We start from the raw sequence: 13,793 nt of genomic DNA, 5'->3' as shown, positions 1-13,793 counted from the left end.
CAGGGCCTCCTTCACCGTGCGAGTACCGGTCGGGCGGACACCTGCGCGCCGCGCTGCCACACGCCGGCGATCGCCCGGGTGCACCGGATGTCGGCGAGCGGGTCGCCGTCGACGAGCAGCAGGTCGGCGCGCAGCCCTGGCGCGATGCGGCCCCGGTCGTCGAGCCCGAACGCCCGCGCCGGGGTGGCGGTCGCGGCGGTCAGGGCCTGCGCGGTGCTGAGGCCGGCGGCGACGAGCAGTTCGAGTTCCCGGTGCAGCGCGGCCCCGTGCAGGGCGAAGACCATGTCGGTGCCGGCGAGGATCGGCACGCCGGCCGCGACCGCGGCGCGTACCCCTGTCGCGGCGCTCTCCGGGTACAGGGGCAGGGCCGGGTTGGCGCCGGAACGCTGCCGGCCCAGCAGCTGCCTGTCCTCGTCGGACAGCAGGGGAGCAAGCGCCGGATCGTCGGCCAGATCGCAGATCCCGGTGCCGCCGGCGTACATGTCGATCATCGTGAGCGTGGGGACGAGGAACGCCTGCCGCTCGGCGGCCAGCGCCGCGAACTCGGCGATCGGCCCGGTGTCGGGGTCGGCGGGCTGCGCGTCGGCGAACACGTGCGCCAGACCGTCCACGCCAGCGGTCAGCGCCTCGACGGCCGCGGCGAGGGTGCCGACGTGTGCCACCGCCAGCAGACCACGCTCGTGGGCGGCGGTGGCGAGTGCCGCCACGGTGGGCGGGTCGAGCACCGGCACCGGGCCGCGGCCGCGTGGCACGCCGTCCGCGTAGTGGATTTTCAGGTAGTCCGAGCCCTCGGCGACCCGGTCAGCCACGAAACCGGCCGCCTCGCCGGGGGAGCGCAGCGTCGGCACGCCCGGGAAGAACTGGGTGCCGTGCCCTCCGGGTACCGTCGCCGCCGCCCCCGCGGAGCGCACGTCGGCCGTCGGCGGCGTGGAGGGGTCCTCGTACTCCGTCTTGGCGGCGCGAATCAGCACCGGCGGGTTCGCCATGTCCAGCTCGGTGGTCACGCCGAACCGCAGCGCGCGAGCCAGCGCGCCCTCGACGATGTGCGTGTGCGCGTCGATGAGGCCGGGCAGCAGCGTCTGCCGCCCCTGCCCGTCGACCACTTCGGACCGCTGGCCGGCGGCCCGGACCGCGCGACCGCCGACCTCGGCGATCCGGCCGTCACGCACCAGCACGTCAGTGGCGTCCAGGCGCTGGGTTCCGTCGAAGACGCGGACGCGGCGAAAGAGTGTGCTGCCCATGGCGGCGAATGCTCCGGCACCGGGGTCGAGGATCGCTGGTGCCGCCTCCATCGGCATTCGAGCGAGTCCACAGTGGCGCGGCGCACGGTGACGGTGCCCGTCCGTCAGGGCCGTGGGGAGGCGTCGTGTTCGACAACTACATCGGGCTGGGATTCGACTGTGAGGTGACAGCCCAGCTGCGCCGGCTCACCGGGCGGCAGCAGGCGCACGTGTTCGACTGGTACATCAGCGACCACGCCGCCCTGGCGCACGTGTTGCGCACCGACTTCGCCGACTTCTTCCAGCGCGACGGCCTCGTGGTGACCGAGGACCGCAGGTATGTGCGGGACGAGCCCAGCGGGCTTCGGGTGCGGCACATCTTCAGGTCCGGTCCGGACGGTCTCATGCGCCCCGAACTGGTAGCGGAGGATTACCCGCAGCTGCGCGCCCGCGCCGACCACCTGCTGGGGCGTTGGCGCACCACGACCCGATCCGCGCGGGCGGTGCTGTACGTGCGGCGCGATCCCTACGACACGTTCACCCACGAGCAGCTCGTGGAGCTGCGTGACGTGCTGCGCGACCGTAACCCCGGGCACCGGTTCGCGCTGCTGTGGGCCCGCGACGCCGCACTGCCGGACGTCGCGGCGCTCGGCGGGGAGGTGGCCCTGCTCGCCGACGGGCTCTACATGGCGGGCCTGCCGGTGCCGCAGCCGCGCACCGTGCACTGGCAGGGCGACGGCGCGGCCTGGGACCGGCTCTTCCCCAAGCTGGCCGGCCTGCGTCCACTGCGGACCGGGGTGGCGTTGTGAGCGCCGCCGTCGAAGAGACCGACGTCCTCGTGGTCGGCGCCGGGCCGGTCGGGCTGGCCTGCGCGGTCGAGCTGGCTCGCCGCGGCGTGACCTGCCGGGTCGTCGACCGCCGCCCCGAGCCGCGCCCCGGCAGCCGCGCGTGCACGGTGTGGCAGCGCACGCTGGAGCTCTTCGACACGATGGGCTTGCCGGTGGCGGAATACCAGCGGGCCGGCGTCTCGTTCCGCCACCGCGTCTACCACGTCTTCGGCCGGGAGACGGTCGAGCTGGACGTCAGCGAACCCGACTCGCCGTACCCGCTGCCGCTGCTGATCGGTCAGCCCGAGACCGAGCGACTGCTCACACAGGCGCTCGCCGGGCTCGGCGTGCGGGTCGAGCGCGGGTGGGCGGCCACGGCGGCCCGCCACCCGGCACCGGACACCGCCGCAGTCACGCTGGCCGGCACCGGCGGCACCCGCGAGGTGCGCGCCCAGTGGGTGGTGCTGGCGCAGGGCTCGCACGCCAACCTCCGCGAGCCGTTCGGGTTCGGCTGGCACACCAAGCGGTTCCCCGGCACCCAGCTCGTCCAGGTCGACGCCCGGTGCGCCCCGGAGCTGGGCGGCCCCACCACCGGCCACCTGTGGTTCGGGCCGCTGGGCACGCTCGGCAGCCTGCCGCTGCCCGACGGCCGGCGCCGCCTGTTCATGAGCACCACCGACCCCGATCCGTCCCACGTGGACGCCCCCACGGTCGACGAACTGCGGGCGCTGTTCCGCGCCGGCAGCGGCGAACCGGCCCTGGACCTGCTCGACGCCTGCTTCAACTGGCGGATCCGCCTGCACAACAGCGTCGCCGACCGGCTGCGCTCGGGCCGGTTCCTGCTCGCCGGTGACGCCGCCCGCACGGTCATGCCGGTCAGCGCCCAGGGCATGAACACCGGCATCCAAGACGCGGTCAACCTCGGCTGGAAGCTCGCGGCCGTGGTACGCGACAAGGCACCGGAACGGCTGCTCGACACGTATGAGGCGGAACGGATGCCGGTGTCCCACCGGCTGCTGGCGCACACCGAACGCTCGTACTGGGGCGGCCAGCACGAGCCGCCCGACCCGGACCTGGTGGTGGCCGGCATCCGCCGCAACAAGCGCAGCCAGCTCGACCTGGCCTACCCCGACTCCCCGCTGTCCGGGGGACGGGCGCGCGGCGAGCGGATACCAAATGTCCGTCCTGATGAGACGGGGCCCGGCCTGTTCGCGGCCTTGCGGCGCGGATCTTGGGTCGCGCTGGCGTTCGCTGACGGCTCGGGCCCGGCCGCGGCGGCCGCCGCGGCGGCCGTGGCCGGCGGGCGGATCGGCGCCACCACGCTCGTCGTCCCGGCCGCCGCGCCGGTCCGGCAACGCCTGGGGCTCGCCGCCGGTGAGGGCCACCTGATCCTGGTACGCCCCGACGGGCACACCGGGTATGCGGGCGCCCTCGACGAGGCACCACGGGTGGCCGAGCACCTGCGCGTCCACCTGGGCTGAGCGGGGTTCAAGGGCGGCACCAGCGCCCTTCGAGCGGCGGCTGACACCGTGCATGGCATGGACATCGTCGGTAGCGGCTTCATCGCCTCACACCTGGAGGCGATCGCCGACCGCCACCATGACACCGTCGCGTTCGCGGCCGGTGTCTCCAGTACCCAGTGCGTCGCCCCCGAGGAGTACGCGCGGGAGCTGGCGCTGTTGCGGACCACCGTGACGCAGTGCCTGCGCACCGGCCGCCGACTGCTGTACTTCTCGACCGCGTCCGCGGAGATGTACGGCGCCTCGCACTGCCAGGGCCGGGAGGACGACCGGCCCGCCATGCGCTCGCCCTACGGGCGGCACAAGGCCACTGTGGAAGCCCAACTCGAAGCGACCCCGGGCCTGGACTATCTCGTGGTGCGCATGGCGCACCTGGTCGGTCCGGGCCAGCCGCCGCACCAGCTCGTGCCCACGCTGGCCAGCCAGATCGGCTTCGGCGAGGCGCGGCTGCACCGCGGCGCCCACCGCGACCTCATCGCTGTCACCGACGCGGTGGAGATCGTCGACACCCTGCTCGGCACGGCCGCGCGGCGCGACGTCGTCAACGTGGCCACCGGCGTCTCGGTGCCGGTCGAGCAGATCGTCGCCTACCTGGAGCACCGGCTCGACGTGGCCGCCCGGTGGCGGTACGTGCTGGTCGCGACCGACTATCCGATCTCAGTGGACAAGCTGCGGCGGCTCGTGCCGCGGATCAACCAGTTCGGCTTCGGGCCGACCTACTACCAGCGCGCGATCGACTCGTATCTCGACGCTCCGGTCGTCAGCCGACCGGGCGCCGGCGACCTGAGCAGGAGGCCCGTGTGACCCCGGTCGTCACCATAGAGAAGGCAACGAAGGTCTATCCGGGGCCGCGTCCCCGTACGCCGGAGGTCACCGCCGCCGACGCCATCGACCTGACGGTCGTGCCCGGCGAGGTGTTCGGGCTACTGGGCCCGAACGGTGCGGGAAAGACCACCACGATGGGTATGTGCACCACCCGCATCCGGCCGACGTCGGGCCGGATCACCGTCGCGGGCGTCGATGTGGCCGCGGAGCCGGTGCGCGTCAAGCGCGCGATCGGCGTGGTGAACCAGTTCAACACGCTCGACCGCAGCTGCTCGGTGTACGAGAACGTGTACCTGCACTGCCGGTTCTTCAACATGCGCGCCTCGGACGCGCGGCGGCGCACCGACGAACTGCTCGCACAGTTCACCCTCACCGAGCGGGCGAAGGCCCTGCCGCGCACGCTCTCCGGAGGCCTCGCCCAGCGGGTGCAGCTCGCCCGAGCGGTGGCGCACCGTCCGGCGGTGCTCTTCCTCGACGAGCCGACCGCCGGCCTAGACCCGCAGAGCCGACTGGCGCTGTGGCAGCTCATCCGCGACCTGCGGGCCACAGGCGTGACCGTGCTGCTCACCACGCACTACATGGAGGAGGCCGACGAGCTCTGCGACCGGGTGGCCATCATCGACCACGGCCGCGTGCTCGTCGTCGACTCACCCGAGGCGCTCAAGAGCGGCCTGCACGCCGACACCATCGTCGCCGTCGCCGTCGAGCGCGACGCCGAAGGGCTGGCGACCGCGCTCCGCGCTCTGCCCGGCGTGCACAGCGCCGAACCGGTCGACGGCAAGGTGCGCGTGCTGGCCCGCGGCGGCGACACCGTCGGCCGCCTGGTGGAGGCCGCCATGCGCCACGGCCTGCGGGACGTGTCCATCACCGCGCCGTCCCTGGAAAACGTCTTCATCCAGCTGACTGGGAGGGATCTTCGTGAGTGACGTCATCACCCGGCGTGCCGCCGAGACGGCGGCGCCCGTGACGCTGCCGCGGATCGGACTGGCCAGCTACCTCGGCTCCTTCCGCGGCCTGCTGATCCGCGACGTGCGCGTGCTGACCCGCGACTTCGTCGGGTTCGTCATGCAGACCATCATGCAGCCGCTGCTGTTCGTCTTCGTGTTCGCGTACGTCTTCCCGAAGATCAACCAGGCGTTCAGCGGTCCGGACGGCGGCAGCTTCGCCACCGTCATGATCCCGGGTGTGGTCGCCACCTGCGCGTTCTTCACCGGTGTCTCCTCGGTGGCGATGCCGCTGTCCGTCGATTTCGGAGCGACGCGAGAGATCGAGGACCGGGTGACCGCGCCACTTCCCGTGTGGGCGGTCGGGTTCGAAAAGGTGCTCTTCGGCGCCGTGCAGAGCCTCATCGCCGCGCTGGTGGTCTACCCGTTGGTGTACTTCGTACCGGCCACCCCGGTCAGCGTCCACGTCGACAACTGGGCGCTGCTGGCGGCGGTCACGCTCGTCATCTGCCTCACCTCCGGCGCGCTCGGGCTGCTGCTCGGCTCGATCGTCCGGCCCGGACAGATCGGCATGATGTACGGGGTGCTGGTCGTGCCGCTCAGCTTCCTCGGCTGCGTGTACTACCCGTGGCAGAGCCTGCAGGCGGTGCCCTGGCTACAGGTCGGTGTGCTCGTCAACCCGCTCGTGTACGCCTCCGAAGGGCTGCGACACGCGCTGACGCCGCAACTGCCGCACATGCCCGCGTGGGCCCACCTGGGCGCCGGCGTGGCGGTCCTGGCCGCGCTGCTGTTCGGCGGACTGCGCCTGTTCGAGCGACGGGTCCTGTCGTGAGAACTCTCGCCGGGCGCACAGCCGTCGTCACGGGCGGGACGCGCGGCATCGGGCGGGCCGTCTCGCTCACCCTGGCCGGCGCGGGCGCGACCGTGCTCGCCGGGTACCGGGCGGACGAGGCGGCGGCCGCCGAGACCGAGCGGCTGCTCAAGGAGCACGGCGAGGGGCACCGCACGGTGCGCGCCGACCTCGCCGACCCCTCGTCCGCCGTTGGCTTCGGCGAGGAGTGCCAAGCGCTCGGCCGGGTTGACATCCTCGTCAACAATGCCGGCATCGACGCGGCGGCCCTCTTCGACGAGGTGACCACATCGGAGTGGCAGGATGTGCTCGACACCAACCTCGCCGCGGCGTACCGGGTCACCCAGGCCGTGCTGCCGCTGCTCGGCAGAGGCGCCAGTGTCGTCAACGTCGGCGCGGCCGTAGCGCTGCGCGGCCTCGCGACCCGCACGCACTACGGCGCCGCCAAGGCCGGTGTCGTCGGGTTCACCCGGGCGCTCGCCAAGGAGCTCGGCCCGATGGGTGTACGCGTCAACGCGGTCGCGCCCGGCGTCGTGGAGACCGAGCCACTTGCCGGACTTCCGGAGCAGATCTACGACCGGCTGCGCGCCGCGACCGCGTTCGACAGGCTCGCCACGCCCGCCGAGATCGCCGGCGTGGTGCTCTTCCTCGCCAGCCCGCTGGCCGGCTACGTCACCGGCAGCGTCGTCACCGTCGACGGGGGAATCTGATGGGACCGACCGAGACCGTGGCCGTGCTGGGACTCGGCGGCATGGGAGCCGCCATGGCCAGCCGGCTGCTGCGCGCCGGGTACCACGTGTCCGTATACAACCGGACCGCAGCCAAGGCCGAGCCGCTCGTCGTGGCCGGCGCCCGCGGCGCGGTCTCACCCACGGACGCCGCGACCGGCGCGCGGACGCTGCTGCTCAGCCTGAGTGACGAGCCAGCGGTACGCCAGGTGTTGTTCGAGCAGCTCGGCGGGTGGCTCGGCGACGGCGTAATCGTGGTGGACACGTCCACTGTGTCCCCGGCGTTCGCTCGGGAGTGCGCCGAACGGGTCGCCGCCACCGGCGCGCGCCGCGTCGAGGCCTGCGTGCTCGGCAACGCCGCGCTCGCGCGGGCCGGGAACCTGCGCGTACTAGCGGCGGGCGACGCCAACGACGTCGATGCCGTGCGCCCGCTGCTCGACGTGCTCGGCCAACAGGTCCTGCACGTCGGCCCGGCCGGCATGGCGGCGACGATGAAGCTGGCCTTCAACCTGCTGCTCGGCGCCCAGGTGGCGACGCTGGCCGAGGCGGTGCGCTACGGCGTGGCGGCCGGGCTCGACCGCGACCAGCTGCTGGAGGCGATCGCGGAGAGCGGGTTCAGCTCGCTGCCGATGGCGTTCCGCGCCGACCTGATGCGCCGCCGCGCCTACGACCCGCCCGCGTTTCGCACCCGGTTGATGCACAAGGATCTGCGCTTCGCCGTCGACGATGCGGCGCGCCTGGGCGTGGGCCTGCCGGTGACGGCGACCGCGGCGGAGTCCTTCGCGGCGACGATGCGCGCCGGGGCGGCCGACCTGGACGCCGCGTCCGTGCTCGACCACCCCGGGTGCGCCGACCGTTCATCTCTTGAGGAAGATCGGATCTACGAGCCGGGCTGAGCTTCGCCACCGGCACGGAGTTCACGGTGCAGGGCGGCCACGGCCGCCCGCACGTCGTCGCGGATCACGTCGGTCAGGCCGCGCAGCGAGCCGCCGGCGCTGGCTTCGACCCGGTCCAGCTCGGCACGCCGCCGGTCCAGCTCCGCGCGGCCGGCGTCGGTCAGCTCGTACACGGCGCGGCCGCACGCCTGGCGCACGACGACCAGCCCGTCGTCGACCATCCTGCGCAGCCGCGGATACACGGTGCCGGGCGACGGGCTGTACCGGCCGCCGAACCGGTTCTCCAGCGACTGCATCAGCTCGTACTCGTGCTGGGGCCGCTCGCCGAGCAACCCCAGCAACAGCACGGAAGAGGTCATGAGGGGGTCCGGGCGACCGTGGCGCCCCGCCGCACGAGCGAAACGTCACCGGTGACCGTCGTGGCGGCAATCGAGGACGCCCCGGTGCCAAGGGTGCCCCGCGCCGCGCGCGCCCCGCGCGGGCCCATCGGCTCGATCTCGGGGAACTGGCTCTCGATGCGGCCACTGGTCGACCTGACGTTGACCATCACGTCGGCGGGCTCGGGCAGGGCCAGCAGGACGTCGCCGCTGTGTGTGGTGACCGACACGTCACCGCGCGAGGGCGGCCGGTTGTCGACGGTGACGCCGCCGGAGTGCGTGGTCACCTGCACCGAGTGCCCCGCGCACTCGGCGAGGGTCACATCGCCGGAGTGCGACTTGATCCGCACGTTGCCGGAGTTCCAGACGGCCTCGATGGCGCCCGATACGGTCCTCGCGTCGATGAAGCCGGAGACGTCGGCCAGCGAGATCTCGCCGTGTCCACCGTGGACCTCCAGCGACCCGCGCAGGCCTGACACGACGACGGCGGCGGACACCACCCAGAGGTTCACGGGGACGTCCCGGGGTACCGCGATGGACAGCTCGACGCGGGGCTGGCGGCGGGGGCGGAGCACGCCGCCGACGACCTGCTTCCAGGTGCGCCGGCGATGCCGGATGTCGAGCAAGCCATTGCGGTGCCGCTCCACGTGCATCGGCCCGTGTGCGATCTCGGCGACCTCCACCTTGGCGCGGCGCTCCTCCGTTCCGACGACACGCACGCTGCCGGACACCACGAACGCGTTGACCTGGCGCACGCCATCGAAGGCGAATGTGGACGGTTCGGTGACGTTCACGCCGCGCTCCTCTCCCGGACGCGGACCATCCGCTCCAGCTCGGTGACGATCTGGCTGGCCGGGATCATCCCGGCGACCTCCTCGGCTACCCGTCGCGCGGCCGCCTTCGGCGCCGGCGACTCGACCAGGGTGCGGAACGCCTCCCGGATCACGCCGATGTCGCGCTGCCCCTCGGCGGTGTCGATCGCAGCGCCGTTGCCGACCGCGGTCACCCGCTCGGCGTACGGGAACTGGTCGGCGTACTGGGGAACGACCAGTTGCGGGACGCCGAGCCGGGACGCCGTCAGGGCCGTGCCCGTGCCGCCGTGGAACGCCACCGCGGCGCTGCCGGGCAGGATCAGGTTGAGCGGGATCGTGCCCACGTGCACCAGCTTGTCGCCGAGCAGGTCGAGCAGCTCCGGCGCGCAGCTCGGCACCGCGAGTACGACCTCCACGTCATCCAGCCCGGCGACCGCCCTGACCAATCGGTCGATCAGCGTCTGGCCGTTGAGCGCCGGCATGTGCGTGCCCATCGAGATCACCACGCGCGACCTGGTGGGCGGGGTCAGGGCCCATTTCGGAATCGAGCCGAGCCCGTTGTAGGGCTCGTAGCGCAGTGGCCGGCCCGGCGGGATGCCGGGTATCTGGAGGCTGGGCGGGCACGGGTCGAGGATCAGGTCGGGGCCGGGCAGCTCCGGGAGGCCGAGCTGCCGGCAGTCAGACCGGGACTGCCGGCGCGCCCACTGCTCGAAGCCGCGGGTCAGCGGGTCGATGCCCCAGCGGTGCACCGCGACCGGGATGCCGAGCGCGGCACCCACCATCCGCCCGGCCAGCAACATCGGGTCGGTCACGATCAGGTCGGGCTGCCACTGCCGGGCGAAAGCCAGGTACTCATCCAGCATCCCCCGCATCATGCGGGTGTGGCTGACCCCGGCGATGCCCCAGAACTCCTCGTCCGGTCGGCCCCACACTTCGATCGGCAGCGCGTCGCCGGGCAGCCGGTCGCGCAGGAACTGGACGTCGTCGTAGTCGGGTCCGATGGCGACGGTGTTGAGGCCGACCTTGCCGGCGTCCGCGCACATGTTCTGGGGAAGGGCCACGAGCACGTCGTGGCCGGCGGCGCGCAGCGCCCAGCCGAGGGGCACCATCGGCATCAGGTGGGTCATGACGGCGTGCGGCGAAATGAGGACACGCAATGTTGCCTCCGGGACAGGACGTAGTGGGTTTACTCAGTGTCCGGCCGTCCCGTCCAGAACCGGTGGAGCCGGCACCGACCACTGGTACTCCAGCGGTCCTTGAACGCGTACGCACAGTATTCCGGCATGTCCCGTACGCTCATCGTCGCTCGCATGCGTCCCGAGGACGCCGAAGCGGTCGGCGGTCTCTTCGCCGAGTCCGACGCGACCGAACTGCCGCACCTCATCGGTGTACGCCGCCGCACCCTGTTCCACTTCCACGAGCTGTACTTCCATCTCATCGAGTCCGGCGAGCAGATCACAGAGCCGCTGTACCGCAACCGCAGCCACCCGCTGTTCCAGGACGTCAACACGAAGCTGGCGGCCTACATGCGCCCCTACCACCCCTCGTGGCGCGAGCCGAAGGACTCGATGGCCACGCCCTTCTACTCATGGACGGCGGACTGAGCACTATGGACGCCACGGTGAGGAAGATCAAGGCCGGCGAGGTGGCGGCCAATCGCAAGCGCGGCGGCGACCTGCGTGTGGTACTCAGCCCACTCACGGTCGGCGCGAAGTCGGGCTTCATGGGCGTGGGCACGCTTGCGCCCGGGGAGCGCGTCTCCGAGCATTACCACCCATACTCCGAGGAGTTCCTCTACGTCGTCAGCGGCAGCGTGCGGCTTGTCACGAGCGGCGACCAGCATCTCGACGTCGTGGCCGGTGAGGCGGTGATGGTGCCCATGAACACGCGGCACCGCATCGAGAACCGCGGCACCGAGCCGGCGTTCGTGGTGTTCCACTCCAGCCCGCTCGCACCGGACCCGGCGCTCGGGCACGTCGACACCGAGCCCACCACCGGTCCGGGCGAGGATCCCAAGGTCGGCGGCCTCAATGGCGCCGCGTAGCGCGGTCGTCACCGGGCTCGGCGTGGTCGCGCCCGGTGGCGTCGGCGTCAAGCCGTACTGGGAGTTCCTCGTCGCGGGAAAGCCGGCCAGCCGCACCATCTCGCTGTTCGACGCGTCAGCCTTCCGCTGCCGGGTCGCGGCCGAGTGTGACTTCGACGCCCGCGCGGCCGGCCTGACGCCACAGGAGATCCGGCGGATGGACCGGGCGGCCCAGTTCGCCGTCGTCGCCGCCCGGGAGGCGCTGGCCGACAGCGGCCTTGAGGTGGCTGATCTGCCGGTCAGCCGCACCGCCGTCAGCATCGGCAACGCGGTCGGCAACACGATCCTCATGGAGCAGGAGTACGTCGTGACGAGCGACGGCGGGCAGCGGTGGCTGTGCGACGAGAGCTACGCGGTGCCCTACCTGTATCAGACGATGGTGCCGAGCACGATGGCGCAGGAGGTCGCGCTCGACTGCGGCGCCGAAGGACCGGTCGCGGTCGTGTCCACCGGCTGCACGTCCGGACTGGACGCGGTCGGGTACGCCAGCCAGCTCATCGAGGAAGGCTCGGCCGACATCGTGGTGGCCGGCGCCACCGACGCGCCGATCTCGCCGATCACCGTGGCCTGCTTCGACGCGTTGCACGCCACGTCCACCCGCAACGACGACCCGGAGCACGCCTGCCGGCCGTTCTCCGCCGACCGCGACGGCCTCGTGCTCGGCGAGGGCGCCGCGGTGCTGATCCTGGAGGAGCGCGAGCGGGCCCGCCGCCGCGGCGCCCACGTCTACTGTGGAATCGCCGGGTACGGCAGCCGCGCCAACGCGTTCCACATGACCGGGCTCAAGCCGGACGGGCGTGAGCTGGGCGAGGCGATCCGGGTGGCGCTGCGGCAGAGCCGGCTCGCGCCCGAACGCATCGACTACGTCAACGCGCACGGCTCCGGCACGCGGCAGAACGACCGGCACGAGACCGCCGCGGTCAAGTCGGCGCTGGGCGACCACGCCTATCGGGTACCGATGAGCAGCATCAAGTCGATGATCGGCCACTCGCTCGGCGGGATCGGTGCGATCGAGCTACTCACCTGTGCGCTGTCCATCGAGCACGGTGTGGTGCCGCCGACCGCCAACTACACCTCCGCCGACCCCGAGTGCGACCTGGATTACGTGCCCAACGAGGCACGGGAGATGCGGGTCGACACGGTGCTGAGCGTGGGCAGCGGCTTCGGCGGCTTCCAGACGGCCGTGATGCTCGACCGTGACGGCGGGCGCCCATGAGCGAGGCCGTCATCACCGGGATCGGGGTCGTCAGCCCCGTGGGCGTGGGCGTGCCCGCGTACTGGGAAGCCACGCTCGCGGGCCGGCTCGGCATCGACCGGATCAGCCGCTTCGACCCTAGCGGATACACCGTGAAGCTGGCCGGCGAGGTGCGCGGCTTCGACGCGGCCGGCGTGCCGCCGCGGGTGCGGGCGCAGACCGACCGGATGACGCACTTCGCGCTCGCCGCCGCGGACGACGCCCTGGCGGACGCCGGACTCACCGCTGATGACCTGGCGGCGCTGCCCGAGTACGAGCTGGCGGTGGTGACCGCGGACTCGTCCGGCGGCGCCGAGTTCGGGCAGCGCGAGCTGGAGAAGCTGTGGCGCGAAGGCCCGCGCAGCGTCGGCGCGTTCATGTCGGTGGCGTGGTTCTACGCGGCCACGACTGGGCAACTGTCCATCCGGTACGGTCTGCGAGGCGCCTGCGGCGTGGTGGCCACCGAGCAGGCGGGCGGCCTGGACGCGCTCGGTAGCGCACGGCGGCAGCTTCGCCGCGGCGGCGCCCGGCTGGTGCTGAGCGGCGGCACAGACGCCTCCCTTTCCCCGGCCGGGCTCGTGGCGCAGATGGCCAACCAGCGGATGAGCGGCGGCACCCGCCCACACGACGCGTACCTGCCCTTCGACGCCCGCGCCCGCGGGTACGTGCCGGGGGAGGGCGGCGCGATCCTTGTCGTCGAGGACGCGGAGGCCGCGCGCGCCCGGGGCGCCCCTCGCGTCTACGCTCGGATCAGCGGGTACGCGGCCACCTTCGACCCGCCACCGCACACCCGCCGCCCGCCGACCCTGCGGCGGGCAATCGAGTTCGCGCTCGCTGACGCCGGCATCGAGCCGGGCGAGGTGGACGCGGTCTTCGCCGACGCGTACGGCGTCCCAGCGCTGGACCGGCACGAAACCGAGGCGCTGTCGGCCGTGTTCGGCGCGCACGCGGTGCCGGTGACCGCCCCCAAGACGATGACCGGCCGCCTGTACGCGGGTGCCGGCGCCCTGGACACCGTCAGCGCCGTGCTGGCGATGCGTGACAGCCTCATCCCGCCGACCGTCAACGTGCGACCCCCCGACGGCCATCCACTGGACCTGGTCCTGGATCAGCCGCGGCGAGCACCGGTGCGCTGCGCGCTGGTGGTCGCCCGCGGCTACGGCGGGTTCAACGCGGCCGTCGTCCTGCACTCGGTATCCACCATGGAGGGAGCAACCCGATGAACCTGCTGACCAACGAGGAGCTGCGCGACATCATGCGGGCCTGCGTCGGAAACGAGCAGACCGCCGAACTGGAGGGCGAGATCTTCGACCGTACGTTCAGCGACCTGGCCTTCGACTCGCTGGCGGTGCTGGAGGTCGCGGCCCGCCTCCAGGAGACCTACCGGATCCCGGTGCCGGACGAGGCCGTGGAGAGGATGAAGACCCCGCGTGACGTCGTTGACTACATCAACCAGCAGCTCGCCGCGGCGGCCTGA

Annotated in this window: 16 protein-coding genes; 12 read left to right on the top strand and 4 right to left on the bottom strand. The window is 72.5% G+C overall.

Translation table 11 applies throughout. From position 1 onward, the window contains the following. Positions 1–11 precede the first annotated feature (11 nt). On the bottom strand, positions 12–1,298 hold the full coding sequence (locus V6V89_RS00915) for an amidohydrolase family protein (protein ID WP_334616906.1): 1,287 nt from the start codon (positions 1,296–1,298) through the stop codon (positions 12–14). Positions 1,299–1,366: 68 nt separating this feature from the next. Here V6V89_RS00915 and V6V89_RS00910 point away from each other — a divergent pair, with 68 nt between their 5' ends. The 7 genes from V6V89_RS00910 to V6V89_RS00880 are packed head-to-tail and all read left to right on the top strand — an operon-like array spanning position 1,367 to position 7,810. After that, on the top strand, positions 1,367–2,029 hold the full coding sequence (locus tag V6V89_RS00910) for a DUF1796 family putative cysteine peptidase (protein WP_334616905.1): 663 nt from the start codon (positions 1,367–1,369) through the stop codon (positions 2,027–2,029). Next, positions 2,026–3,528 (top strand): FAD-dependent oxidoreductase, encoded by a 1,503-nt coding sequence (locus V6V89_RS00905; RefSeq protein ID WP_334616904.1) that lies wholly within the window; start codon positions 2,026–2,028, stop codon positions 3,526–3,528. Before V6V89_RS00910 ends, V6V89_RS00905 begins: the two co-directional genes overlap by 4 nt. Before the next feature lie 57 nt (positions 3,529–3,585). Next, on the top strand, positions 3,586–4,371 hold the full coding sequence (locus V6V89_RS00900; RefSeq protein ID WP_334616902.1) for an NAD-dependent epimerase/dehydratase family protein: 786 nt from the start codon (positions 3,586–3,588) through the stop codon (positions 4,369–4,371). Beyond that, the gene (locus tag V6V89_RS00895; protein WP_334616901.1) at positions 4,368–5,318 is read left to right on the top strand and encodes an ABC transporter ATP-binding protein; all 951 of its coding nucleotides are present in this window, start codon (positions 4,368–4,370) and stop codon (positions 5,316–5,318) included. The genes V6V89_RS00900 and V6V89_RS00895 overlap by 4 nt, the downstream gene beginning before the upstream one ends. After that, positions 5,311–6,168 carry an ABC transporter permease gene (locus V6V89_RS00890; protein ID WP_334616900.1) on the top strand — a complete coding sequence of 286 codons (858 nt, stop codon included), beginning with the start codon at positions 5,311–5,313 and terminating at the stop codon, positions 6,166–6,168. The genes V6V89_RS00895 and V6V89_RS00890 overlap by 8 nt, the downstream gene beginning before the upstream one ends. Continuing rightward, a complete protein-coding gene (locus V6V89_RS00885; protein WP_334616899.1) occupies positions 6,165–6,896 on the top strand; it encodes an SDR family NAD(P)-dependent oxidoreductase in 732 nt (243 codons plus the stop codon). The genes V6V89_RS00890 and V6V89_RS00885 overlap by 4 nt, the downstream gene beginning before the upstream one ends. Then, positions 6,896–7,810 (top strand): NAD(P)-dependent oxidoreductase, encoded by a 915-nt coding sequence (locus V6V89_RS00880; RefSeq protein ID WP_334616898.1) that lies wholly within the window; start codon positions 6,896–6,898, stop codon positions 7,808–7,810. The genes V6V89_RS00885 and V6V89_RS00880 overlap by 1 nt, the downstream gene beginning before the upstream one ends. Here V6V89_RS00880 and V6V89_RS00875 read toward each other — a convergent pair. From V6V89_RS00875 to V6V89_RS00865, 3 genes are read right to left on the bottom strand one after another with little or no spacing between them, the layout of a single operon-like run. Beyond that, positions 7,795–8,169, bottom strand: coding sequence for a PadR family transcriptional regulator (locus tag V6V89_RS00875; RefSeq protein WP_334616896.1), 375 nt, complete (start codon positions 8,167–8,169; stop codon positions 7,795–7,797). The genes V6V89_RS00880 and V6V89_RS00875 overlap by 16 nt on opposite strands. Then, positions 8,166–8,981: a DUF4097 family beta strand repeat-containing protein gene (locus V6V89_RS00870; protein WP_334616895.1), complete on the bottom strand. Its 816-nt coding sequence runs from the start codon at positions 8,979–8,981 to the stop codon at positions 8,166–8,168. Before V6V89_RS00870 ends, V6V89_RS00875 begins: the two co-directional genes overlap by 4 nt. Beyond that, positions 8,978–10,156 (bottom strand): nucleotide disphospho-sugar-binding domain-containing protein, encoded by a 1,179-nt coding sequence (locus tag V6V89_RS00865; protein WP_334616894.1) that lies wholly within the window; start codon positions 10,154–10,156, stop codon positions 8,978–8,980. Before V6V89_RS00865 ends, V6V89_RS00870 begins: the two co-directional genes overlap by 4 nt. Positions 10,157–10,282: 126 nt before the next feature. Between V6V89_RS00865 and V6V89_RS00860 the strand changes: the two genes are divergently transcribed. The 5 genes from V6V89_RS00860 to V6V89_RS00840 are packed head-to-tail and all read left to right on the top strand — an operon-like array spanning position 10,283 to position 13,793. After that, on the top strand, positions 10,283–10,603 hold the full coding sequence (locus V6V89_RS00860; protein ID WP_265253813.1) for a TcmI family type II polyketide cyclase: 321 nt from the start codon (positions 10,283–10,285) through the stop codon (positions 10,601–10,603). Positions 10,604–10,608: 5 nt separating this feature from the next. Beyond that, positions 10,609–11,043 carry a cupin domain-containing protein gene (locus tag V6V89_RS00855; protein WP_442935050.1) on the top strand — a complete coding sequence of 145 codons (435 nt, stop codon included), beginning with the start codon at positions 10,609–10,611 and terminating at the stop codon, positions 11,041–11,043. Further along, entirely contained in the window at positions 11,030–12,298 is a 1,269-nt protein-coding gene (locus V6V89_RS00850; protein ID WP_334616892.1) for a beta-ketoacyl-[acyl-carrier-protein] synthase family protein, read from the top strand. Before V6V89_RS00855 ends, V6V89_RS00850 begins: the two co-directional genes overlap by 14 nt. Then, the gene (locus tag V6V89_RS00845; protein WP_334616891.1) at positions 12,295–13,539 is read left to right on the top strand and encodes a beta-ketoacyl synthase N-terminal-like domain-containing protein; all 1,245 of its coding nucleotides are present in this window, start codon (positions 12,295–12,297) and stop codon (positions 13,537–13,539) included. Before V6V89_RS00850 ends, V6V89_RS00845 begins: the two co-directional genes overlap by 4 nt. Beyond that, on the top strand, positions 13,536–13,793 hold the full coding sequence (locus V6V89_RS00840) for an acyl carrier protein (protein WP_334616890.1): 258 nt from the start codon (positions 13,536–13,538) through the stop codon (positions 13,791–13,793). The genes V6V89_RS00845 and V6V89_RS00840 overlap by 4 nt, the downstream gene beginning before the upstream one ends.

Origin of the sequence: Micromonospora sp. CPCC 206061, from assembly GCF_036906915.1 — a bacterium.
In the GTDB taxonomy this organism is placed as follows: Bacteria; Actinomycetota; Actinomycetes; order Mycobacteriales; family Micromonosporaceae; genus Phytohabitans.
The sequence above is the reverse complement of the archived record's forward strand: the minus strand, read 5'-3'. Positions and strand labels throughout refer to the sequence as shown.

Bases quoted from the DNA above. Each gene is read 5' to 3' on its own strand.
- V6V89_RS00915 (WP_334616906.1), bottom strand. From the start codon at position 1,298: ATGCCGATGGAGGCGGCACCAGCGATCCTCGACCCCGGTGCCGGAGCA.
- V6V89_RS00900 (WP_334616902.1), top strand. From the start codon at position 3,586: ATGGACATCGTCGGTAGCGGCTTCATCGCCTCACACCTGGAGGCGATC.
- V6V89_RS00880 (WP_334616898.1), top strand. From the start codon at position 6,896: ATGGGACCGACCGAGACCGTGGCCGTGCTGGGACTCGGCGGCATGGGA.
- V6V89_RS00875 (WP_334616896.1), bottom strand. From the start codon at position 8,169: ATGACCTCTTCCGTGCTGTTGCTGGGGTTGCTCGGCGAGCGGCCCCAG.
- V6V89_RS00860 (WP_265253813.1), top strand. From the start codon at position 10,283: ATGTCCCGTACGCTCATCGTCGCTCGCATGCGTCCCGAGGACGCCGAA.
- V6V89_RS00855 (WP_442935050.1), top strand. From the start codon at position 10,609: ATGGACGCCACGGTGAGGAAGATCAAGGCCGGCGAGGTGGCGGCCAAT.
- V6V89_RS00850 (WP_334616892.1), top strand. From the start codon at position 11,030: ATGGCGCCGCGTAGCGCGGTCGTCACCGGGCTCGGCGTGGTCGCGCCC.
- V6V89_RS00845 (WP_334616891.1), top strand. From the start codon at position 12,295: ATGAGCGAGGCCGTCATCACCGGGATCGGGGTCGTCAGCCCCGTGGGC.
- V6V89_RS00840 (WP_334616890.1), top strand. From the start codon at position 13,536: ATGAACCTGCTGACCAACGAGGAGCTGCGCGACATCATGCGGGCCTGC.